We start from the raw sequence: 22,690 nt of genomic DNA on the forward strand, positions 1-22,690 counted from the left end.
GCGCTCGCCGGCAGTCGGCCGGCGTGACTACGCGCAGTTTACTCCCGCCTCTCCCGTTTGAACAGGTGCACGACGAGAGCCAGCCGCGGCCGTTCCGCTCAGACGCGAATCGCGATGGCCGCCTGATCGAACTTCGCGTGCCGTCCGGCCTTGTGGGACAGCATCGCCATTTGCAGAACCGTCTGGACACGGAAGGCGAGGTCCATCGGACACATCGTCGCCGGATTCTTTTCGCGGTGACAGCGAATCAGGTCGCGCCACATTTCGAGGTTGTCCTCGTGGCCTTCGATCGGAAACAGCTTCACGCTTTTCGTCTGCCCCGGAATGCCGCTGGGCGTGAACCGGATCTGTCGGTTATCCGGTTCAATCGTCAGCGTGCCCTCGGTGCCCCGGATCACGGGGCTCCGCTGGCCCGCGCCCCGCTTGGGCGTAGTGGTGTAATCGTTACCCTGCGTACCCAGCACCGCGATCGTCATCGCGTCCGGATAGCTCGCGATCAAGTTGAACGTGTCCGGCACCTCTCGGAGCTCGTAGGGGTAGACATGGATCGCGCCGATGCCCGTGACAGTGTCCGGAAAGGTCGCCCCCATCACATCCACGACGGGTGTGAGGCAGTGCGGGAAAAGATCGGTGACCGGCCCGCCCGCGTAGTCCTCGAAAAGCCGCCAGCGGAAAAAGCGGTCCACGCTGAACTCGCGCCGGGGCGCATCGCCGAGAAACGCATCCCAGTCGAGGTCCGGACCCGGCTTGACCTTGGGATCGTCCACAGGCATGCCGCGCTCTCCCCAATCGCCGACGCGGAAAAAGCCTGCTTCGCCGAAGAGCGGTCGGCCGATCACTCCCTGCCGCACCAGGTCTTTCATCTGCCGCCAGGCGGGGTCGCTCATCGCCTGGCAACCGACCGTGATTACACGGCCGACGGCCTTTGCGGCCTCCGCGAGCCGCTTCGTGAGTTCAAACTGCCGCCAGTGCGACAGCGGCTTCTCGATGTACATGTCTTTCCCCGCGGCCACCGCGTCGAGCGCCTGGGGCGCGTGGTGGTGGTCCGGCGTTGCAATGCAGACGACGTCCACGTTCGGGTCCGCCAGCAGCTCGCGATGGTCCCTGTAGTCGCGCGCAATGGGGAACTGTCGGCGCCGTGCCTCGCGCCGGCCACGGTAGACGTCGGCGACCGCGACCAGCTCCACGTTGAGCCCCTCCTCCTTCAACTTTTGCACCATCTGCATGTGGGCCTGCGCGCGCCCGCCGGCCCCGATGAAACCGACGCCGGTGCGCTCGTTTGCGCCCAGCACTGGTCCTCGCGCGACAAACGGCGCGGCGACCGCGCCCGCGGCGGTACGCAGGAACCGCCGGCGGCTTCCGTCCATCCGACCGACATCCGACTGTTTCATCGCTCGTCTCCCTGCCTGGCCTGCGCCGGCGGCTGCAACCGGGTTAGCCCTTCAAAATCGTCTCCAGGCTCCATGGCTCTCGGGCCGGCCGCGTGAGCCGTCGCACCGCCTGCTCGTCACCGACGATTGTTTCGCGGACCGGGTCCCATTGAACCGGCCGGCCGGTCCGCACCGCGATCTCCGCAAGGTGGCAGGCGAGATCCGAGCGGACCGCGGAGTGGAGATCGTCAATCGGCTGCCGACCGGCGAGCACGCTTTCGATGAAGTTGTCGATTTGGTCCCGGCTGACCGCCAGCCGTCGCTCACCGGGATCTTTGCCTTTGTACACCAGCGATTCGGGCGAGGTCGCCCAACCGTCCCGCGAGACTCGTACCCAGCCCGTCTCGCCAACGAACAGAGTTCCGTGGCCGCCCTGGATCCCCGGATGCGGGCGCAGACGAGCCGCCGTCTCGTTGTCCATGAAGCGCAGCCGCAGCCCGTCCGCGTATGTCGCGGTGACATCCCAGTGTGTGACGGTGTTGAAGAGCCCCTGCGTGGGTACGGTTCCGGTTCCCTCATAGCGCACGGGTACCTCTGCGCGTTTGGCGTTGTCCGCCCACCACTGGAGCATGTCCATTGGATGCGCGCCCCAGCCGGCAAGAAATCCGATCGCGTAATCGTAGATGTGATAGACCCCCTTGCGCTGTCCCTGCCCGAAGCAGCGGTCCTCGCAAAACGGCGCGAGGGGGGCGGGGCCGAGCCACAGATCGTAGTCGAACCCCTCCGGTACCGGCAGCACCGGCTCGGCGCGGCCGCCGGACTCCCCACGGGGCGCCCACGCGTAAAGCTCCGTCACCCGGCCGATGTGACCGTTCAGCACCAGCTCGATGCCCATCCGCACGTGTTGGATGGAGCGCTGCTGCGCGCCGTACTGCACGATGCGACCGTACCGATCCACGATCACTCGTGCGGCGAGCGTCTGCGCCGCGCACAAGCCGAGCGGTTTTTCGATGTACATGTGCTTGCCGGCTTTCGCGGCCATCAGCGCGATCGGCACGTGCCAGTGGTCCGGCGTCGCGATGTGCACCGCGTCCACCGCCGGGTTCGCCAGCACCTCGCGAAAGTCGTTCACCGCCGGGCAACCACCAAACCGCCGGCTGAACTGCTCGCGACGTTCGCGAACGGGGTCGCAGACCGCCACGATGCGCGAGTGCGGATTCTCCGCGTACCGGCCGCCATAGCCGGCACGGCCGCCACAGGCGATCAGCGCAACCCCCAGGCGGCCACTCGGCGCCACCCCTTCTCGGCCGAGCACGGTCGGCGGCACAACCATCGGCATCACGAGGGTGGTCGCCCGCCGCAAAAACCCGCGGCGCGTGACGCCCACGTGCCCTCGATCCAGACCATTGTTCGCGTTCATCGCGCGGTCTCCTGCGTCGCTTCGTCCGCGGCCCACCGTTCCAGCTCTGCCACCACCGCGGCATCGCTCACCTGGCCGTTCCATGCGACCAGCTGCCACCGAACGCGCAGCGGTGTATCCGCCCGGACCGGCCAGGGCTCCCGGTGCAGGTCCAGCGTGGCGCCGACAAAGGCGAACGGCCGGCTCATGGTGAACCACCGGGTCCCACGCTGCGCAGAGCCATGACCGAAAATCGCAACCGTCAGCAGCCGGCCCGCAACTCTGCCTCGCGCGACCACCCACCGGCCACCGGTCAGGCGCTCGTCATTGGGGGGCCGTCCCGTGCCCTTCTCCAAAACCACTTCGGACGCCGCGCCGGGCTCAAACGTATATGCGATCGCCCCGTCCAGATCGCGCACGAACCGCAGGCCAAGTCCGGTGTAATGCCGCCCCGTCAGCATCGCAGCGGCGCCATCCTCCGGCGGGCGAAGCTCCGAGCTCCAAGAGAGCCGGTCCGGCCGATCGCCCGCCGCCCGTTGAAACCGCAGGTGGCGTCGCTCCACCAGCATCACCACCCCGTCTGGCGCACGCCACTCGATCAGGTGCTCGAGCCCTTCGTCCGCCACCCGCGGCTGCACACGGCCAACCTGCCGACCGACCCGCCCGGCCGGCTGCTCCGCCCCGAACTCCACCGGCCCCACGTTCACCGCGAACATCAACCCATGGTGATGCGGGTGATCGGCCGGCGAATCCAGCAGGAACTGCACGCCGGCACGCGTGGACCATTCCTTCACATACGCCTTGAACGGCGACGGACCGGCTTCATACAGGAGCGCGCCGCCGGCCAGAGGAATCGGGGCGGTGCGCGCTATCGCCGCGACGGCGCCGAACACCACCACCGCCGCGCGCCATGCCGATCGTTCCGCCCGCCTCACGTCGCCAGAACCTGCCGCAGGTGGGCGATGCTGCGCGCCGCCTGCTCGACCGTGCCGCACTCGACCGACAGCACAATGTCGCGCGGCGCGCGCCGGCAGATCGCCACCACCCGAGCCCAGTCCATCACGCCGTCACCGCAGGCGCAACCCACCGGCGTTCCCGTCACCCTTCCCCGCTCCGCGTCGGACTGTTGGAGGGAGATGTCTTTGGCGTGCAGATGCACCAGCCGGTCCCCCACCCGCTCCAGCCACGTGTAGGGGTCTTGGCCGGCGAGGTACGCGTTGCCGGTGTCGAAGTTGATCCCGATCGCGGGGCTTTGCACCAGCGCATGAATTCGATCGAGGCCCTCCGGTGTTCGGCTGTACTGCTGGTGCGGCTCGAGACCGATCCGGATACCGCGCGGCTCCGCAACGCGCGCGGCCTCCGTGAGCGTGTAGCGCATCAACACGTGGTCCTCCTCCACGGTGGTCCAGCGCGCTTTCGGCCCCTCGTCGGTGTTCACCACGGGTGCGCCGCATTCGGCCGCAAAACGGATCGCCTGCTTCAGGTACTCGACGCTGATTTCCGGCCGGCCCAGCGGCGTGTGCGCGCTGAACCCCGAGAGTTTCACGCCCGCCGCCTCGCACGCGCGCCGCACCCTCAACGGATCGTCGAGCATCGAAACACTGTGAAAGTAACCGGCCTCGCTCAGCAGCTCGCGCCCCCAGTGCACCATCGGCTCGACATACTCGTAACCGAGCTCCGCGGCCTTCGCGACGCCCCATTCGAAAGGCTTGTCCTCGTGCCGCACGAACTCCAGGTTCACCCCGATGTAAATCGCGCCCATCGTCTTGTCCCTCGGACGCCAACCCCCACGCGGGGCCGACCGTCGCGCGCGATGTTCGCGCGAGGTGCGCGCGGTTGTCTTCCAATCCTCGCGAGTGGTAAAAAACAAACATCGGGTGGTCCGATGCGCCCCGCCACGTATGTTGCCGCCCACCGCGTGTACCACGCGGACACCTGCCGCCCGTTGGTCGCGGCGGCGCGGCGCGGCGAGGTGCGGCTGGTCGCACGCGCGCGCGGCGCCTATCCCGGCGAGCGGCTGCCGGCCGGCGCGCTGGTCGGGCTGCGCAGCGTCGGCTTCTGGGACGCCCGCGCCGAGCAGCACTGGGGGCTGCCCCTCCACCGCAACGAGGGCATCGAGTTCACCTACCTGGCGACCGGCCGGCTCGCGTTCGAGGCGGACGGGCGAGCATTCGACCTGCGGCCGGGCGACCTCACCGTCACGCGGCCGTGGCAGCCACACCGTGTTGGCCGACCCCACGTCGGCATCGGCCGGCTGTACTGGGTGATCCTCGACGTGGGCATCCGACGTCCGCACCAGCCGTGGCGGTGGCCAGCGTGGATCGTGCTGGCGCAGGAGGACCTCAAGCGGCTGACTCATCTGCTGCGCCGCTGCGAGCGCCCTGTCTGGCCGGCGCCCACACTCGCCGCACGGTTCGAGGGGATCGGCCGGCTTCTGGAAGCGGAGGACACCGCCGGGCTGCGCGAGTCGCGGCTCGCGGTGGAGCTGAACGCGCTGCTGGTGGACGTGCTGCAGATGCTGCAATCCCAACCGGTACCGGACGACCCGCGTCTGACCAGCGCCGAGCGGGCCACTGCGCTGTTCCTTGACGAGCTCGAGCACACGCTCGACCAGCCCTGGACGCTCGCGCGCATGGCCGAGGCGGCAGGGCTCAAACGCACCCGCTTCGCGTTCTACGTCCGGCGGTTGCGGAACATGACGCCGATGCGCCACCTCACCGCCCGCCGGATCGAACGCGCCCGCCGCCTGCTCCGCGAGCGGCCAGACCTCTCGATCACCGACATCGCCCTCGAGTGCGGATTCTCCAGCAGCCAATACTTTGCCACGGTGTTCCGGCGATTCGTCGGCCGCGCCCCCCGCCAGGAGCGCGAACACCCCGTCCCCGGCCACCGACACCGCGGGCTGTGAGTCGCCATCTCCCCTTTGCGATGCCGTTGCCGCATCCGCCTGCGCCCGGTAGACTCGCTCGCATCCCGAGGAGGGCGATCATGCGAAACGTCTGGATAGGGCTGGCCATTTCCTTCGGCAGCATCTGGCTTCTGCGGGCGTGTCTGCGTCACGAAGTGCTGAATCCAGAGCCCTCGATCAGCCTGACGGGGCTGCTGTGGGGAATCGGCAGTCTTGCCGTGCTGCTCGGCATCGGCGCGCTGCTCGAACATCTGTCCAATCGGTAGGGGATCTGGAGACGACTCGCCGGACGAGATCCCGCGGTGCGACGGCGCCCGGCCGGCGCCCGCGCGGCGCCACACCCCCGCTCTCCCGCCGGCTCCGTGGTGCCGTTGCGGTCGCGTCGCTCGCCTGCAGCCTCGTTACCGCCGACGACCCGGCACCCAAAGCCTACCCCGCTGGTTTTCGGACCATGCGCGCCGCGCTGTCCCGCGTCGACGCCGCGGACGCGCAAACCCTGTGGGTGGATGCCGCGCGCGGCCAGCCCCACGGGGACGGCTCTGCGGCCCGGCCGTTCGCAACCATCTCCGCCGCCGTCCACCGTGCGGCAGCCGGCACAACGATCCGGGTAGCGCCGGGACGATACACCGAAACGGTCCGCCTCGATCGGGGTGGCGCGCCCCGGGCCTGGCTCCGGCTCATCGCCGATCCCGCCGGAAAAGCGGTGATTGACGGCGAGGGGCGGCGGCCAGGGCCGAACTGGGAGGGGCTGGTGACCATGCGTGGCGTCGCCCACATCGAGATCGTCGGCTTTCAAATTGTTCGGTCCACCGCCGCGGGGGTCTTCGTGGACTGCTGCAGTGACATCGTCATCCGCGGCGTCTCCACCTTCGACACGTGGTCGTCCGGTCTGCAGGCCTGGCGCTCTGTTCGCATCGCGATGCTCGGCAACACTGTGCGCCGAGCCTGCCAGGGCCGCACGCAAACGGGCGAGGGAACCCAGGAATGCATTACGCTCGCCTCCTGCACGAACTCCGAGATCGCGTTCAATCACGTCTTTGATCGCCGTGAGGAGGCCGGCAACGGCGGCGAGGGCATTGACTGCAAGCAGGCGTGCTGGAACGTCGTCGTGCATCACAATCTGGTTCACCACCTCGTCCGGCTCGGCATCTATGTGGACGCCTACGACCGCGCCTGTGCGGGCGTGCGTATCGCTTCCAATGTGGTCCACGATTGCGCCAGCGGCGTCGTACTCTCCGCCGAGCGCCGCAGCGGCCGCCTCACCGACGTGGAGGTGCTCGCGAACACCGCGTTCGACAACCGGTATCACGGCATCGAGGTGTCCGATTACGACGACGACGCCCCCCGCGCTCGAATTCGCATCATGGACAATCGGCTCTGGAACAACGGCCGTACCGGCTGGGGCGGCGGCATTTCGGTGCTGAGCCGCCATCCGGAAAGCGGCGACATCCGGATCGAGTACAATCTCTGCAGCAACAACGTCGCCTGGCAGATCTGCGTCGCAACCGGCTTGCTCCCTCGCGTGCGTCTGACCGGGAACCGCATTCACGGCTACCGCGGCTACAACGGCGGCGGCGAACGTGAAATGGGGGATACACACCCCGCGGCGAACACCGATCCTGGCGGCCTCCCCCACCTCATCGAATCTGCCCGCTGATGCCTCACCGTTCGTCCGGCCGTGCGCTGCGGCGGGCCGGGCGTTCATGTTTCGGGGTGGCCATATTCCCCGAAACGCCGCGGTGCTGCCGACGCGGTCTCACCCCTCGCCGTTCCTTGATCGGCCTCGCAGAGATACGTCGAATTCGTCCAAGGATTGGACGGTGGCATCGCGCAACCTTCCAACCCTGGGACCCCCGCCGAGGTGGGGAGCACGGCCGTTGCGATGTTGCACCCCGAGGTCGGGCCGTGCGTATGGCGGGCTTGGCACTTCGCCTCGCAGGGGACGCGCGTGAGCGCAGCCGGCGGATCCGGCCGGCTCGCTCTCATGCCGCGACCCAGCAGAACCATCAGGGTTGTTGCAGTTGCTGCTGCTGCGGGGGCTGTGGCGGCGGCGGGGAGGGCCGTGGCGTTTTCTTGCGCGGGGGCGGTGGCGGCGGGGGACGAAAGTCGTGCTGGGCCATCTTCGGTTCCTCCTTGTACAGCGGCCACTTCAGCACGTCGGGTAGATCGCTCAGCCTGGAAATCGGAGCCCGAAACGCATTCAGCTCGCGATCAAGCGCTTCGTCCCGTTCGACCCGGCGGGAGCGGGCAGCATCGTCCGCTCGCGCGATTCCGATCATCGTCGCCGTGGCGGCCGCCAGCACGGCACGCCACCCACGTCTCAGGCCCGGCAGCTTAGTACGCATAGATCACACTGGCCCCCCAGGCGCGCCGTTGGTAGTCGAGCGCCCGAATGCTGGATTCCTCATCGGCATCGCGGTAGTGCAGCGCCACCAACCAGTGGCGCGCGAACCAGCGGCTGAGCGCCACGCTCCACTCCCGCCGCTCCGTCTCACGACGGACCGGCCCTGCGAAATTGCGGTAGCTTTCCTCCCGGTATTCATAACCGGCGTCCAACCGCACGCCCCACGGCAACGCGACACCCGCTCCGGCGAAATACGCCGGCCCGTCGAAGTCGAAGTTCCGCCCCTCCGCATCGTTTTCCTCATACTCCACACCGAAGGTGAGCCGAAGACGATTCCCCCAAAAGAACAGGTGCTGTTCAGCGCTCACCCGGTGGTCGTGCGCATCGCGCGATGCAAACAGCGGGTCGAAACCTTCCTCCCGAAAGTCATCGGCGGCGAAATGGTAGGTCGCCAGCGTCAGCGCATGGGGGCTCCATCCGGCGCCGAGCTGAGCCGCCGCCCCCGTGGTGTGGCCGTACTCCGAGCCGCCGTCGAGGTACACGCGCTGATGGTACACGCGGGCCAGCCCCGTCAGCCGCACACCGGCCCACTCGCCGACGCGCTGCGCTCGAGCGCCCGCGCCCCATTGCCAGATGTCGCTTCCACCGTCGCGGTTGCGGATGACCTGCGCCCCCTGGCCGCTCACATCGAGCGCCAACGTCCACTGGGCTGTCCGCAGCGGGAAGTATTCGAGCATGAGGGTCTCGGTGAGTCGGTCCACGGTTTCCCTCCGTTCGCTGTCGAGGGATTCCGCAAAACGATACTCATCGCGCCGCCAGCCGAACGCCAATTGCAGCGCGATCGGCGGCGGTGGTCCGGGGGGCTGCCGAAAGGCCTCCTGCCGCGCCTGCTCGGCCAGCCAGATCCGCGCGCGCCGCGCATATTCGCTGTCCGGTGCCAGCTCAATCACCCGCAAAAAGTGCCGGCGCGCATCGTCCACGTAGCGCGCGTTGTGCAGCGTCTCGCCCGAGTGATACAAGAGCGCAACATTGTCCGGATCGAGCGCCAACGCCTCGATGAACACCCGCAGCGCATCGTTCAGCCGGCCGAGCCGGTCGTAGCTGAGCGCAAGATACCGGAGCACGAGCACGTTGTCGGGATTGGTTTCGAGCAGCCGCAGGAGTTCGGCGACCGCCTCCTCATAGCGTCCCTCCCGGAACGCCCGAGCCGCCTCGGTCTCGGAGAAGCGAACCAGTGGCTCCGCGGCGCCCGACAGAACGGGCACCGCCCACAGCGCCAGTGCGATCCATCCCGCGGCGGCGGCCGACGCATTACGGATCGTTGGGGCGCGGCGGACGGACAAGGTCATCGGGGTGATAGCCGCGGCCGTGGTATCCCACTCCTCCGTCACCGCGACCCTCCACGGGATTCGGCTGGCCGGCCAGATCTACGTTCACGTTCAAACGCCGCGCAACGCCCGCTCTTGCGTCCTGGTCGGGCCGTGCGCCGGGGCCGACGCCGTCCTTCGCATCGCTGGCGTGAACAATGTCGTCGGGTCTGCGGTCGATATCCACCGGACTGCCGCCCTTGCCGTAGGGACTGTCGGGATCCACGTTGCGCCCGTCGCGGCCACGTCGAAAGAGTTGGTCGTGCCGCTGGAGCGCCACGGGCTCAGACCACACCACACCCTCCATCCGACCGCTGTGCACGGGGCGACCATCCACGATGGTGCGCACCTCCGTGGTGTCGGTGTTCAAGTCGTAATAGGTTTCCACCCGCACCGTGTGGCCGTTTCCGGTGACTTCTGTGACCTCCTGGTTCAACGTCCGTACGACGACCACTTCGCGACCCGCCCCGTCGGTCCGTCGATACTCCCAGGACACTTCCACGCCGTTGCGGTCGCGATGAAACGTCACGCTTGAACCATCCGAACGCGCGTAGGTCGTGGAGGTGCTGCCATCGGGGTGGCGCTCCCGCGACGTCAGCCGGCCCCTGCCACCATTGGGCTCGTCGGCCGCAAGATTGGGTTTTGGCAGGTCCGTGTTCCGATCGAGGAGCACGCCGGACGCCTGTCCGCCCCCTCGTTGGATGCGCTCCCTGTTGCTCGGACCGGTCAGGCCCCGAAGCCGATGCAACAAAGCATCAGTGTCCGTATCGCCGCCTCCGGCACGCCGACCAAATCGGGCGGGATCGAATCCCGGGGATTCGCGCGTTTCGTCAGCACCACGGCCCTCGAGACCGAGGTTCTCCCGTTCCGGCCGCAACGTATCAATCCCACCACCAGTATTGCGCGGAACTGCACCGGGCGGCAGCCGCCGCGGCACCATATTGCCCACCGGCTTCTCCACAGCCGGCGTTTGCGCGGCGCCCGGCAAGATCGACCCCTGGTGAGCTGCACCCGGTTTTGCCTGACCGGGCTGGACGTGAGGTATCGAGAGCTGTTCGCTCTGGGGTTTGCTGATCGGCTTTACCGCCTCCGGTCTAACTGATGGCCCCGGGGATTTTTGAGCCCAAACCGCACACACCGGCACGTATCCAACAACGATGACCCAACCGAGCGCCTTTTTCATCGCGCACCTCCGCGCCTTGCCGCCCTTGGCCGATTCTGACGCAACCTACATTGCGAGATCGGGTTTGCAAGCGGGAGGCGACGAACTTCGCAATTTCATGCAGCTCAAAAGTTCGCGCTGTTTTGATGATCCCATGCTGCCTGGACCGCGCTCGCTCCTCGGGGGCCGCCCGCGCCTATTCCAAAGACTTGATGCGCCCAAAAACCAGCGCTGGACCCGGTTTTTTGACTCCGTACGCCCACTGTGATAGTGTGCGCAGCAGCCGGGGTCCGCCCCTTTCGGATCCCGGTGCGCAGCCCTTTGCCGGAGGTGGAGACCGTGAAGCGGAGATTCATCGAACCGGACGATGACGTGGGCGGTCCCTGCGAAGTTCATGGTCAGCAGGGGCTGGCGGTGTGTGCGCTGTGTGCGGCCGAGTTCTGTGCCATGTGTTTTCCGGGCAGTGAGGTCTGCCCCCAGTGCGCGGCGGAAGCGGAGGAGCCGCCGTTGGACGAGGAGCTTGACGAGGAGGGTGAAGATCTTTGGTTTGACAATGACAGCTGGGTCGCCCGCAGGGCGGAGGAGGAAGAGCTGGAACTGGAGGATATGCCGCCAGACGAGGATGAGGACGCCTCCCGCCGCTGGTAACGCCGACCGTCACGCTGCTGTCCATCGGCGGCGGCGGCACCGCCGATGAGCGATCAGTTGACGCCGATGATGGCACAGTACCGGCGTCTCCGCGCCGGTTTGCCGCCGGATACGATTCTGTTCTTTCGGCTGGGCGATTTCTACGAAATGTTCGGCGACGATGCGATCCGCGCCGCCGGCATTCTCGACATTGCGCTCACACGCCGGCAGGCGGTGCCGATGTGTGGGGTGCCCTACCACGCCGCCGATTCCTACATTGCAAAGCTTCTCGCGGCCGGACTGAAGGTCGCGGTCTGCGACCAGCTCGAAGACCCCGCTACTGCCCGGGGGCTGGTCCGCCGGGACATCACGCGGGTGGTGACCCCCGGCGCGCGCATCGAAGATGAGCTGCTCGAATCACGCCAGCACAATTGGATGGCGGCGCTGTGCCGCGGCCCCTCGGGATGGGGGCTGGCCATGCTGGAGCTGTCCACCGGCGAGTTCTGGGTCGAAGAAAGCCCCTCGCCCGACCCGATCCGAGAGCTGCTGGCGAAGTACCGCCCGGCCGAGCTGGTCGTGCCGGACGATCTGGAGACACTGCCATGGGCCGCCCCAGCGAGCGGCAGCCTGCCGGTGCTGACGCGGCTGGATGCCTGGCGGTTTGACCCCCCCACTGCGCGGGACACGCTGCTGCGGCATTTCGGCGTTGTCTCGCTGGACGGGTTCGATTGCGAGAACGCCCCCGCCGCGGTCGCCGCCGCCGGCGCGGTGCTCCACTACGTCATCGCAGACTTGCGCCGCAACGCCGCACACATTCGCACAATGGCGCGCCGGCGTTTGACTGACGACCTCGCGCTCGACGAGGCGACCGTCGCGAACCTGGAGCTGGTCGCCTCGCGCTCCGGGCCGTCGGGGCCATGCCTGCTGCGGGTGCTCGACGTCACTTGCACACCGATGGGCACGCGCCGGATGAGAGAGTGGCTGCTGCGACCGCTCGCGAACCGCGCCGCGATCGAGGCGCGGCAAGAGGTGGTCTCCGCGCTGGTGGCGCGGCGCGACGCGCTGCGCCGACTGCGTGAGGCGCTCAGCGGCGTCCGAGACATCGAGCGGATTGTCGCGCGGCTCGGCGGTGGTGGCACCGCACGCGACGCGCGCGCGCTGGCCGATTCGCTGCGCCGGCTGCCGGACGTGCGCGCAGCGGCGGCTTCGCTGCATACACCGCTGGCGGACCAGCTGGCTGCGGACGTCGACCCGATGCCAGACCTGCTCGACCGCATCGACCGCACGCTGGTGGACGAGCCGCCGGCAGCGCTGCGCGAAGGGGGGTTGATCCGCGCCGGGTTCCACGCGGAGCTCGACGAGCTCCGGCGAGCCGCCGCGGAGGGCCGCGACTGGGTCGCACGGTTCCAGGCGCGCGAGCAGCAGCGCACCGGCATCCGCTCCCTCAAGGTGCGGCACAACCGCGTGTTCGGCTACTACATCGAGGTGACGCGAGCGAACCTCGGCTCCGTGCCACCCGACTACATCCGAAAGCAGACGCTCGCGAACGGCGAACGGTTTGTCACCCCGGAGCTGAAGGAGTACGAGAACCGGATTCTCGGCGCGCAGCAGCGGGCAGTGGAACTGGAGTACGAACTCTTCCAGCAGCTCCGCGCCGCGATCGTCGAGCGCAGCGACGCGCTGCTGCGCGCCGCGGCCGCGGTCGCCACGCTCGATGTGCTCGCCGCGTTTGCGGACCGCGCGATCTCGCTGCGCTACGTCCGGCCGCGACTGCACGAGGGCGACCGACTGTGGATCCGCGCCGGCCGGCACCCGGTGATCGAAACGCTGCCCGACGCGGAACGCTTCGTGCCCAACGACACGCTGCTGGACACCGCCGACCACCAGATCGCGATCATCACCGGCCCCAACATGGCCGGCAAATCCACCTACATCCGGCAGGTCGCGCTGATCACCATCCTCGCCCACGCGGGCGCGTTCGTGCCCGCCGACGAGGCGGACATCCCGCTCACCGATCGCGTCTTCACCCGCGTCGGCGCCGGCGACGACCTCGCGCGCGGGCGCAGCACGTTCATGGTCGAGATGCAGGAAACCGCCAACATCCTGAACCACGCGACGCCCCGCAGCCTGATCGTGCTCGACGAGATCGGCCGCGGTACCAGCACCTTCGATGGCATCAGCCTCGCGTGGGCGGTCGCGGAATACCTGCACAACACGCCCACGGTGAAAGCGAAGACGCTCTTTGCCACCCACTACCACGAGCTGACCGACCTCGCGCTCACGCTGCCGGGGGTGAAGAATTACAACGTACGCATTCGGGAGGCCGGTGACCGGATCGTGTTCCTGCGCCGAATCGAACCCGGCGCCGCCGACAAGAGCTACGGCATCCATGTCGCCCGGCTCGCCGGTCTGCCGCCCGCGGTGATCGAGCGCGCGCAGGAGATTCTAGTGAACCTGGAGGAGGGCGAGTTCGCGGAGGCGGGCCAGCCCCGGCTCGCGCGCCGGCGATCCCGCCGGCCCGCCGCCGACGGCGCACCCGAGCTGCCGCTCTTTCGCGCCGGTGGCCTCTGAACACGTCCAGTCGGTCCCGCGGCGCGGAAGATGAGACGACAGCACCGACGGAGAACGAACCGATGACGATCATCGAGCCCCACATCCACATGTACACCCGCACCACCGACGACTACACCGCGATGTACCGAGAAGGAATCCGTTGCGTCGTCGAGCCGTCGTTCTGGCTCGGATCCGCTCGCCGCTATGCCGGCACCTTCTGGGACTACTTCCAGCACAGCCTCGAATTCGAGGCCGTGCGCGCGGCACGGTTCGGCATTGACCACTACGCGTGCGTCGCAGTGAACCCGAAGGAGGCGGACAACCTCCGCCTGGCGCACGAAGTGCTCGATGGTATTGCGCCCTACCTCGATCACCCGCGCTGCGTGGCGATCGGCGAGATCGGCTTCAACCGCATCACCCGCCACGAGGAAGAAATCTTCCAGCGCCAGCTCGAGCTGGCGAAGACACGCCGCATGCTGATCCTGATTCACACGCCGCACGACACCGCGGAGGTCCGCAAGCGCGACGGTGTGGAGCGGACGCTCGCAATCCTGCGCGAGCTGAACTACGACGAGAACCGCATCATCGTGGACCACAACACCGAAGACACGATGGACCTCACGCGGCGGACCGGCGTGTGGGCGGGGATGACGGTGTATCCGTACTCAAAACTGAACCCGGAACGCGTGATTCATCTGCTCCGGCGCTGGGGCATCGAACGTTCGCTGGTGAACAGCTCGGCGGACTGGGGTGTTTCGGACCCCTGTTCGCTGCCAAAGGTCGCCCGGCACATGCGCGAAAACGGCTTCCGCACCGACCAGATCGAGCAACTCTTGTTTCACAATCCGATGAGCTTCTACGGTCAGTGCGAACGGTTTCGGCCGAATCTTCAGCTTCCCTTTCAGGACCCCGCGCAGTACCAGCGGTGAACCACCGCCGCCAACGCGCCGAGGCGTGGCTGCGCCTCTTGCGCCCGGCAAACCTGCTCACCGCGCCAGGAGATCCTCTGGTCGGCGCCATGCTGGCAGCGGCCGATACGGGCGGATCGGCGGCCCCGCCGTGGGCGGCGATGGGGGCGGCGCTGGCGTTGTATGCGGCCGGAATTCTCGACAATGACCTCACCGGCCTGGACGAGGATCGCCGCACCGGCCGGCCTCGACCGCTGGCGACTGGCGAGCTCCCCACCGGCGCGGCCGCCGGTGCGCGCCTGGCGCTGTTTGCGGCAGGGCTCGGCGCCGCCGCAGTGGCGGGTCGCGCCGCGTGTTCGGCGGCGGCGGCATTGACCGTGTTGATTCTCGCCTACCACCGCCTCGGCCGCTGGCGCCACTGGCTGGGACCCGCAGTGCTCGGTCTCTGCCGCGCGGTGAGTCTGCTGATGGGCGCGCTCGCGGTCATACCGGCGGCCGGGGGAACACGGGTCGCGCTTGCGGCGGTGGTGTGGTGCCTGCTCATCGGCGGACTTGCGACCGCGGCGCGAAACGAACTTTCGCACCCCGGCCGTCCGGAGTTGATCGGCCGCCTGCTCTGCGGATGGCCGCTGGTGCAGGCGGCGGCGGTTGTGCTCGCCAACCGGCCTGGCTCATTCCTGGCGGCCGGCGCGCTCGCCGGCCTCTCCTGGTGTGCGCATCGCCTGCGCCGGCGCTGGCCGCCGAGCTGAGCCAGGTTTCAGCCGAAGCGGCCGGTCACGTAGGCGAGCGTTTCGGGCAAGTGGGGCTGCTGGAAGATTGTTGCGGTGGGACCGAACTCGATCAGCCGGCCGAGATACATGAACGCGGTGTAGTCGCTGGTGCGGGCGGCCTGTTGCATGTTGTGCGTGACGATCACGATCGTGTACTCGCCACGCAGCCCTTCCATCAGCTCCTCGATTTTGTTCGTCGCGATCGGGTCAAGGGCAGAACAGGGCTCGTCCATCAGCAATACCTCGGGCTCCGCGGCGATCGCACGGGCGATACACAGACGCTGCTGCTGACCGCCGGAGAGTCCCATCGCGCTCTCGTGCAGGCGGTCCTTCACCTCGTCCCACAGCGCGGCGCCGCGAAGACTGCGTTCGCAGGCCTCGTCGAGCACCGCCCGATCGCGAACGCCGTCAATCCGAAGGGGATAGACCACGTTCTCGTACACCGACATCGGAAACGGGTTCGGCTTCTGGAACACCATCCCCATCCGCTTGCGCAGCTCGATGACGTCCACACCGGGCGCGAAGATCGACTCCCCGTTCAACAGGATGTCGCCAGTGGTGCGGACCGTGCCGACGAGATCGTTGATTCGGTTGACCGAGCGCAGCAGCGTGGATTTGCCGCAGCCCGATGGCCCCACCAGCGCGGTGATGCGCCCTTTCGGGATGGGCATGTGCACATCGAAGAGCGCCTGTTTGGGTCCGTACCAGAGGTTGAAACCGCGCACATCCACCAGCGGCGTCTCCGCTCGCAGCTCCTCGTGGAGCTCGGTGCGAACCGGCTCGCCCGCCGCGATCGCGGCGAGACGGCCGGCGGCCGGGGCGGCGATATCCAGCGCGGCGTCGAGCTTGGGCAGTTCCGGCAGCGCAGCCATCACGGAGACCTCCTAAAACACGTCCGAACGATGTTTCCGGCGCAGATAGTTACGGATGCTGATCGCCAGCAGGTTCAAGAGCACAATGATCGTGACCAACAGCAGCGCGGTGGTGAACACCATCGGTTTGGCAGCCTCGCTGTTTTGGCTCTGGAATCCGAGGTCGTAGATGTGAAACCCCAGATGCATGAAACTGCGTTCGGGATGGATGAACGGCGGCACGCGGTCTACCGGCAGTTCCGGCGCCAGCTTGACCGCGCCCACCAGCATCAGCGGCGCGACCTCGCCGGCGCCGCGCGCCATCGCGAGGATCATTCCGGTGAGAATGCCGGGCAGCGCGCGCGGCAGCACAATCCGGCGGAGCGTTTGCCACTTGCTGGCGCCGCACGCGAAGGACCCCTCCCGCATCGAGTTCGGCACCGCGGCGAGCGCCTCCTCGGTGGCGACGATCACCACCGGCAACGTCATCACCGCGAGCGTGAGTGAGGCCCACAGAATGCCGCCCTTGCCGAACGTCGGGTTGGGCAGCCGTGCCGCGAAGAGCAGCTCGTCGAGCGTTGCGCCGATCAGGTAGCAGAAGAAACCGAGCCCGAACACCCCGAACACGATGCTCGGCACACCCGCAAGATTGTTGATCGAGATGCGGATCACGCTCACCCAGGGTCCCGGTTTCGCGTACTCGCGCAGGTACAGCGCGGCCATCACCCCCACCGGCACGACCGCCAGCGACATCAGCAGCGTCATCACCACGGTGCCAAAGATCGCCGGAAACACCCCCCCCTCGCTGTTCGCCTCGCGCGGCACGTCCGACACGAACTCCCACCACCGCGACGCATACACTGCCCATCGTTCGGCGAGCGAGAGCGCATTCGCGGGCACCATCCGCACAATGTCCGCGAGCATCAGCCGCACCTCGCGTCCGTCCGCGGTGACCACGTCCAGATGAAACCGCGCGTTGTGCGCGTTCAGCGCGTCAATTTCGGCGCGCAGCCGCGCGTACTCCTCCGCGGCGGCCCGCTCTACCCGTTCCGCCTCGCGCTGCGCAGCGGCAAACCGAGCGGAGTCGCGCCCCTCCTCCAGTTCCACGGCGCGCGCACGCAGCCGTGCGGCCTCCTGCCGCCGGTTCACCTCGCCGATGTCCACGGTCTCCAGCCGTTCGCGGCGGCGGCGGCGCGCGACGACGTCCGGATGAATCGTCGCCCACGCGGATCGAATCTCCGCCGCGTTCGTCGCGATGACGCGCCCCTCCGCAACCAGCGCGCGGGGCAGACCGTAGAAACGGCCCCAGGCGACGCGTTCGAACACCATCGCATCGGGCGGACGGTCCTCTGAAACGACTTCCTCGTCGGCGATCCATATGAAGTGTTCGTGAGTCAGCTCGAAGTTACCGATGCGAATCAGCCGGCGCCGCACCGGCCGGCCGTCCGGGCCGCGCGCGGTTTCGCGTCGGGCGATTTCACCCATCCGCACGCGCCCGTCGCGGCATTGGATGCGCACGACCGGCTTCGGCCAAAGCGTGGAGAGACCACCGACCAGCAGCAGCGTGATCAGGCCGAGGATCATCCCCAGCGCCAGCAGCAGCGCGCCGCCGGTCAGCCACAGCGCCGGTTCGCCTCGAGCACGGAGCGCTTCGACCGGCGAGCGCCGGGGCCGCCGTCGCTCGGTCGTGGTCCGGTCGGCCGTCACAGCTCGCGCAGCCTCCGCCGCACCCGCAGCCGGACCGCCTCCGCCACGGTGTTCACCACGAACGTCATCAGGAACAGCACCAGCGAGGCCAGAAAGAGTGTGCGGTAGTGGGTGCTGTTGCGTACCGCCTCCGGCAGCTCCACCGCGATGTTGGCGGACAGCGTCCGGAAACCGTTGAACACGTTCCAGCTCATGATGGGCGTGTTCCCGGCGGCCATCAACACGATCATCGTCTCCCCCACCGCGCGGCCCAGTCCCACCATCACCGCCGAAAAGATTCCGCCCGCCGCGGCTGGTGCGACGATCCGGACCGCGGTCTGCCACGGCGTCGCGCCCGCCGCAAGCGACGCGGAGCGCAGGTGCTCCGGCACCGAAATCAGCGCATCGTCCGCGATCGTGTAAATGATCGGAATAATCGCAAAGCCCATCACCACGCCGACGACTAGCGCGTTTCGCTGCACGTAGGTACCCACCAGTCCGCCGCGCGGATCTGCGCCCGCCAGTGTCAGCAGCGCCGCGGCACCCGCGGACAGTGCGGCCGCGATCACCAGCATGCCCAAAAACTTGAACAGCTCGAGTACGGCGACCGCGGTCTCCGAGCTGACGCGAAGCCGCGCCACCGCGCTGTCCCAACGCGGCCCGACCACAAACACCGAGCCCGCCAGTGCAAGCGGCAGCAGAATCACCGCCCAGCCCCCCCAGGGGCCTCCGATCTGCCCGTCGAGCCAACGCATGACGTCGCCTGCGAACAGCCACCGTTCACACGCTCTTCCGGCGGGACCGGCCACCGCAAAGCCGAGCATCGCCATGGTGGCCATCGCCAGCGGCCGAACACGCGCCCCGGCCAGCTGCACACCTCGCGGCAGCAGCGCCCACAAGTGGCCACCAGCGACGAGCGCCAGCGGTACCGTCCCGAACGAGGCGATCACCGCCGGAAGGTTCGCAGCCACCCAGGGCGCGATCACCAGCGCGGCCAGAAACCCGAGCACCACGCTGGGTAGCGCCGCCATCAGCTCGATCGTCGGCTTCACCACCGCCCGCCAGCGCGCCCGCATGAACTCGCTGCTGTACAGCGCGGCGAGCAGCGCAAGCGGTGCGGCCAGCACCATCGCGACCACCGTCGCTTTCACGGTCCCGAACACCAACGGCATCAGTCCAAACTTTGGCTCGAAGTCGTCCGTGCCGGAGGACGATTGCCATACGTGCGCGGGACGCGACGCTCCCTCGTACCACACACGACCAAACAATGCCCGGAGCGAGACCTCCGGATGCCCGGGACGCATCGCCACCATGCAGGCGCGCCCCCCTCCCCCCGCGATCAGCGCGTCCTCTTTGGGACTGAACGCAATCGCCTCCAACGGCCCTCCCCCCGGCACCTGCAGATCGCCGAGTCGTTTGCCGCTGGTCGCATGCCAGATGGCGATCCGCCCATCCGCCGAGCCCGCCGCGAACATGCGCGACCGCGAGGACACCGCCAGCGTGGTCACCGCCGTCCGCCCGGCCATTTGGAAGTGGCGGGGGCTCACCATTCGCCGCGCGCCGGTCGCATCGCCCTCGACCGGCGCAGCGAACCACAACGCGATCCGGCCGCCGGAATCGCCCACCAGTAGCGTCGAGCGGCCCAACAGAAAGCGAGCCGCCGTCACCCGCCGTTCCGGCTCCGGCAGCACGTCCAGCTCTTCCGCAAGATGCGCCCGTTCGGCGTCCCGCACGTCGTAACGTTGCAGCCAACCATCGGGCCACAGCATCAGCAGCGCATCGCCGAGACCGGACAGTCCCACAAACGTGGGCGCCCCACGCCCCGGCGGCGGCGTCCAGGCGATCGGCACCACCGCGCGCGTGAGCGACACGCGGCCGGTCAGCATGTTGCGCCGCTGACGGAGACGAACGGCCTCCAGCGTGCCGTCCTCGTGCAGCGCGACCTGCACGAACCCGTCGGGTCCGGAGACGAAATCAATCTGCCGCACCGCCGAGGTGACCGCCGGCGGTGCGAGCTCGGCAAGCTCCATGGCAAACCACCAGCGCACCGCGCGGTCCGTCTCGACGCGTCGCCATACCCCGGTGCCGTCCCACAGCTCCCCGCCAACGGCCAAACCCGCCAGCCCCTCCGGTGCGGCGCCGATCCCCTGCCATTCGGTCCGGCCGCTGATCCGAATCGTCGCGATCGCGCCGTCCCGCAGACCGGCCAGCGCGGTACCCTGGATCGGATCCCAACACACCGCGGTTACGGCGCGCCCCTCCAGCGGCATGAATCGAAGCGGTGTTGTGACGGGCTGCCGTACCGGCGCGACGGACCAAGCGGCATCGCCGCCCATCCCGACGGCCAGCATACGCGATTCGTCCATTGCGATCGCGACGGCCCCCGGCGGAAGGGTGCCAGGAGGTAGCGCTTCCCATGCGCCCCAGTCGGCCGGGCGCAGCAGCGGCAGTACCACCACGAGCAGAAACACGAACACTCCCAGCACCGAAACAACGGTGGCCAGGCCGCCGATCGTGATCACCCAGCGGGAGATCGCGTCGACGACCCGGACCCGCGCAGTGGTAGTCCGCGGTGTGCGCACGGCTCGCATGCTACGCGTTCGCCGTCGAGGAGCCGAGCCGATCCCGCTCCGCTGCGCCGCAGCGAGCCGCTTCCCCGCCGGGCCTAGAATCCCGGTTCCAGGCCAACCGACTTCAGCGCCTGCCGGGCGATCTCAGCGGTCACGGGGAAGTAGCCGTCCTTGATCACCTGCTCCTGCCCATCACGGCTGAACACATAGCGAATGAATTCGCGCCGCAGTGGATCGAGCGGTTCGCCGGGTCTTGCGTTTACGTAGATGTAGAGCATCCTCGCCAGCGGATAGTCGCCGGTGTACGCGTGCGAGGGGTCGGCCGGCACAAACGCCTCGCCGTCGCGCTCGCTCAAGGGGACTGCACGCACGTCGGCGGTCTTGTAGCCGATGCCGCTGTAGCCGATCCCCCCACGGTCACTGGCCACCCCCTGCACCACGGCAGAAGAACCGGGCTGCTCTTTCACAGAGTCCTTGTAGTCACCCTTCGCCAGCGCGTGCTCCTTGAAATAACCGTAGGTGCCCGACGCGGCGTTCCGCCCATACAGGCTGATCGGCAGCGTTGCCCATTCTCCGCCGAGGCCAAGCTGGCCCCAGTTGACGATGTCCGCCGGCGCCCCGCGTTTGCGCGTCTTGGAGAAGATCGCATCGACCTGGGTCAACGACAGACCCTGGATCGGGTTGTCGCGGTGCACGTAGACCGCCAGCATGTCTACCGCAACGGGCAGCGCGGTAGGCTTGTACCCAAATTTCGCCTCGAACTCGTCAATCTCGGCCTGTTTCATTTCCCGGCTCATTGGACCGAAGGTGGCCGTGCCGGCGATCAGCGCGGGAGGCGCAGTAGAAGACCCCTTGCCCTCAATTTCGATCTGAACGTTCGGATAATAGCGCTTGAACCCCTCCGCCCAGAGGGTCATGAGATTGTTCAGCGTGTCTGAACCCACGCTCTTGATGGAACCCGCAATGCCCTGTACCGGTCGATACGCCGGTAGCGCCTCATCCACCCGCACCTGCGCAGCCGCCAGCACCCCGGCGCCCGCCAGCCCTGCGAACACCGCCACGCGAACCAATGAGCTGTTCATCCGCATCTCTCCCCGCCGCCGGCGGCTCATCCGCGACGAACGCAAACCGGCCGGCGATATCAGTGTCGCGGGCGGTTGTCCCCCGATTGTTGCAAAATGGTTAGGTTTCCGTGAAAGAAAAATCTCCGCCTCATCCGACGGCAGTGGAAGCTACAAAAGCGAAACGGCGCTCGCACGAGCGCCGTTCGCGTTCGGGTCGGATCGGCCTTACTGCGCCACACCGACGATATCGCCGGTACGGCCGTTTGCCTCGATCCAGGTTCCCTGCAGTCGCCGGTTGTTGAGATAGATTTGCACCGCCCCGCCGCCACCACCGCCGCCCCCGCCGGCGGTACCCGCAACGGTACCGGAGAGAGTGCCCACAATTTTTACTGCTACGCCCGCACGCGACCGCCCCTCCGCCTCGAATGAGGCCACCAGCGTGTCGCCAACCACCGGCTGCAGCGGCGTCACAGAGGCCTCATCGCTCGACACCCCGCCGGTGCTACGGATGCTGGAGATCCGGCCCGAATAGGTACCGCCGCTGCTGTCCACGATGGTGATCGCGTTGCCGGACTGTGTGATCGAGAAGGTGTACAACCCGCCACCCGAGCTGCCTGGGTCCGCATCGTCCAGATACTGATACGTCGCGAGGATCGGCGTGCCGGCCGGTGGCCAGGCGCCGAGCAGGTCAATGCTCCAAGCGCCGGTCTGATAGACGATCGAGCCAGTCTTGCCGCTGCCTGACAGCACTCCGGCACCATTGTCCGTGAGCACATACACCCCGGCCACGATCTGGAACGTGCCGGGCAGCACGCGCCGGCGGGAAAGCACCCCCGCGTAGGTGCTCTGCCCCGCCACCGCAGTCGCCACGCGTTCGCCAGAGACCGTGTTGGTGGTGGCGCTGCCGCCACTGCCGGGCTCGTTGACCAGGAACGCGCCGCTCACCGCCCGGTACACGCCGCTGAAGTTCACCCAGTTGTAACGGTTCGACACCGTCTGCGCGCCACTGCCGGCCTCCCAGTCACAACCCACCAGCACCGCGGTCGCTCCGGCCGTCGCGCAAACCCACCACCGTAGTTTCATCGCGTTCTCCTCACGGGACCCGCCGTCC

The 22,690-nt window shown here is 68.0% G+C and carries 19 protein-coding genes; 7 read left to right on the plus strand and 12 right to left on the minus strand.

The annotated features are described in order from the left end of the window. Positions 1-98: 98 nt before the first annotated feature. Genes N2652_05660 through N2652_05675 form a run of 4 tightly spaced genes read right to left on the minus strand, consistent with a single transcriptional unit; the run spans position 99 to position 4,531 of the window. Positions 99-1,391 (minus strand): Gfo/Idh/MocA family oxidoreductase, encoded by a 1,293-nt coding sequence (locus N2652_05660; GenBank protein ID MCX7818679.1) that lies wholly within the window; start codon positions 1,389-1,391, stop codon positions 99-101. Between the two features lie 43 nt (positions 1,392-1,434). Then, positions 1,435-2,790, minus strand: coding sequence for a Gfo/Idh/MocA family oxidoreductase (locus N2652_05665; GenBank protein ID MCX7818680.1), 1,356 nt, complete (start codon positions 2,788-2,790; stop codon positions 1,435-1,437). Beyond that, positions 2,787-3,704, minus strand: coding sequence for a PmoA family protein (locus tag N2652_05670; GenBank protein MCX7818681.1), 918 nt, complete (start codon positions 3,702-3,704; stop codon positions 2,787-2,789). The genes N2652_05665 and N2652_05670 overlap by 4 nt, the downstream gene beginning before the upstream one ends. After that, entirely contained in the window at positions 3,701-4,531 is an 831-nt protein-coding gene (locus tag N2652_05675) for a sugar phosphate isomerase/epimerase (protein MCX7818682.1), read from the minus strand. Before N2652_05675 ends, N2652_05670 begins: the two co-directional genes overlap by 4 nt. A gap of 123 nt (positions 4,532-4,654) precedes the next feature. Here N2652_05675 and N2652_05680 point away from each other — a divergent pair, with 123 nt between their 5' ends. From N2652_05680 to N2652_05690, 3 genes are all read left to right on the plus strand, one after another. Beyond that, positions 4,655-5,677, plus strand: a complete 1,023-nt coding sequence (locus N2652_05680) for an AraC family transcriptional regulator (GenBank protein MCX7818683.1) — start codon at positions 4,655-4,657, stop codon at positions 5,675-5,677. Positions 5,678-5,757: 80 nt separating this feature from the next. Then, complete coding sequence (locus N2652_05685) at positions 5,758-5,943, plus strand: hypothetical protein (GenBank protein MCX7818684.1); 186 nt, start codon at positions 5,758-5,760, stop codon at positions 5,941-5,943. Between the two features lie 185 nt (positions 5,944-6,128). Next, positions 6,129-7,334, plus strand: coding sequence for a right-handed parallel beta-helix repeat-containing protein (locus tag N2652_05690; protein MCX7818685.1), 1,206 nt, complete (start codon positions 6,129-6,131; stop codon positions 7,332-7,334). Positions 7,335-7,683: 349 nt separating this feature from the next. Here the strand turns inward: N2652_05690 and N2652_05695 are convergent, their stop codons facing one another. The 3 genes from N2652_05695 to N2652_05705 are packed head-to-tail and all read right to left on the minus strand — an operon-like array spanning position 7,684 to position 9,917. Then, positions 7,684-8,022: a hypothetical protein gene (locus N2652_05695; GenBank protein ID MCX7818686.1), complete on the minus strand. Its 339-nt coding sequence runs from the start codon at positions 8,020-8,022 to the stop codon at positions 7,684-7,686. Next, on the minus strand, positions 8,012-9,370 hold the full coding sequence (locus N2652_05700; protein ID MCX7818687.1) for a tetratricopeptide repeat protein: 1,359 nt from the start codon (positions 9,368-9,370) through the stop codon (positions 8,012-8,014). The genes N2652_05695 and N2652_05700 overlap by 11 nt, the downstream gene beginning before the upstream one ends. Further along, positions 9,333-9,917 carry a hypothetical protein gene (locus N2652_05705; protein MCX7818688.1) on the minus strand — a complete coding sequence of 195 codons (585 nt, stop codon included), beginning with the start codon at positions 9,915-9,917 and terminating at the stop codon, positions 9,333-9,335. Before N2652_05705 ends, N2652_05700 begins: the two co-directional genes overlap by 38 nt. Positions 9,918-10,889: 972 nt before the next feature. Here N2652_05705 and N2652_05710 point away from each other — a divergent pair. The 4 genes from N2652_05710 to N2652_05725 all read left to right on the plus strand — a co-directional run bounded on the left by N2652_05710 (position 10,890) and on the right by N2652_05725 (position 15,387). Further along, positions 10,890-11,198 (plus strand): hypothetical protein, encoded by a 309-nt coding sequence (locus N2652_05710; GenBank protein MCX7818689.1) that lies wholly within the window; start codon positions 10,890-10,892, stop codon positions 11,196-11,198. A gap of 45 nt (positions 11,199-11,243) precedes the next feature. Further along, positions 11,244-13,748 (plus strand): DNA mismatch repair protein MutS, encoded by a 2,505-nt coding sequence (gene mutS, locus N2652_05715; protein MCX7818690.1) that lies wholly within the window; start codon positions 11,244-11,246, stop codon positions 13,746-13,748. A 62-nt stretch (positions 13,749-13,810) separates the two neighbouring features. Next, on the plus strand, positions 13,811-14,659 hold the full coding sequence (locus N2652_05720) for a TatD family hydrolase (GenBank protein ID MCX7818691.1): 849 nt from the start codon (positions 13,811-13,813) through the stop codon (positions 14,657-14,659). After that, positions 14,656-15,387, plus strand: coding sequence for a hypothetical protein (locus N2652_05725; protein MCX7818692.1), 732 nt, complete (start codon positions 14,656-14,658; stop codon positions 15,385-15,387). Before N2652_05720 ends, N2652_05725 begins: the two co-directional genes overlap by 4 nt. Positions 15,388-15,395: 8 nt before the next feature. Here the strand turns inward: N2652_05725 and pstB are convergent, their stop codons facing one another. The 5 genes from pstB to N2652_05750 form a co-directional block, all read right to left on the minus strand. Continuing rightward, entirely contained in the window at positions 15,396-16,280 is an 885-nt protein-coding gene (gene pstB, locus N2652_05730) for a phosphate ABC transporter ATP-binding protein PstB (GenBank protein MCX7818693.1), read from the minus strand. Between the two features lie 12 nt (positions 16,281-16,292). Next, positions 16,293-17,882, minus strand: a complete 1,590-nt coding sequence (pstA, locus tag N2652_05735) for a phosphate ABC transporter permease PstA (protein MCX7818694.1) — start codon at positions 17,880-17,882, stop codon at positions 16,293-16,295. Positions 17,883-17,962: 80 nt separating this feature from the next. Further along, positions 17,963-20,536, minus strand: a complete 2,574-nt coding sequence (locus N2652_05740) for an ABC transporter permease subunit (GenBank protein ID MCX7818695.1) — start codon at positions 20,534-20,536, stop codon at positions 17,963-17,965. A 74-nt stretch (positions 20,537-20,610) separates the two neighbouring features. Then, positions 20,611-21,597, minus strand: coding sequence for a PstS family phosphate ABC transporter substrate-binding protein (locus N2652_05745; protein MCX7818696.1), 987 nt, complete (start codon positions 21,595-21,597; stop codon positions 20,611-20,613). A 207-nt stretch (positions 21,598-21,804) separates the two neighbouring features. Beyond that, on the minus strand, positions 21,805-22,662 hold the full coding sequence (locus N2652_05750) for a hypothetical protein (GenBank protein ID MCX7818697.1): 858 nt from the start codon (positions 22,660-22,662) through the stop codon (positions 21,805-21,807). Positions 22,663-22,690 lie beyond the last annotated feature (28 nt).

The organism is Kiritimatiellia bacterium, from assembly GCA_026417735.1.
Taxonomy (GTDB): Bacteria; Verrucomicrobiota; Kiritimatiellia; order PWTM01; family PWTM01; genus CAACVY01.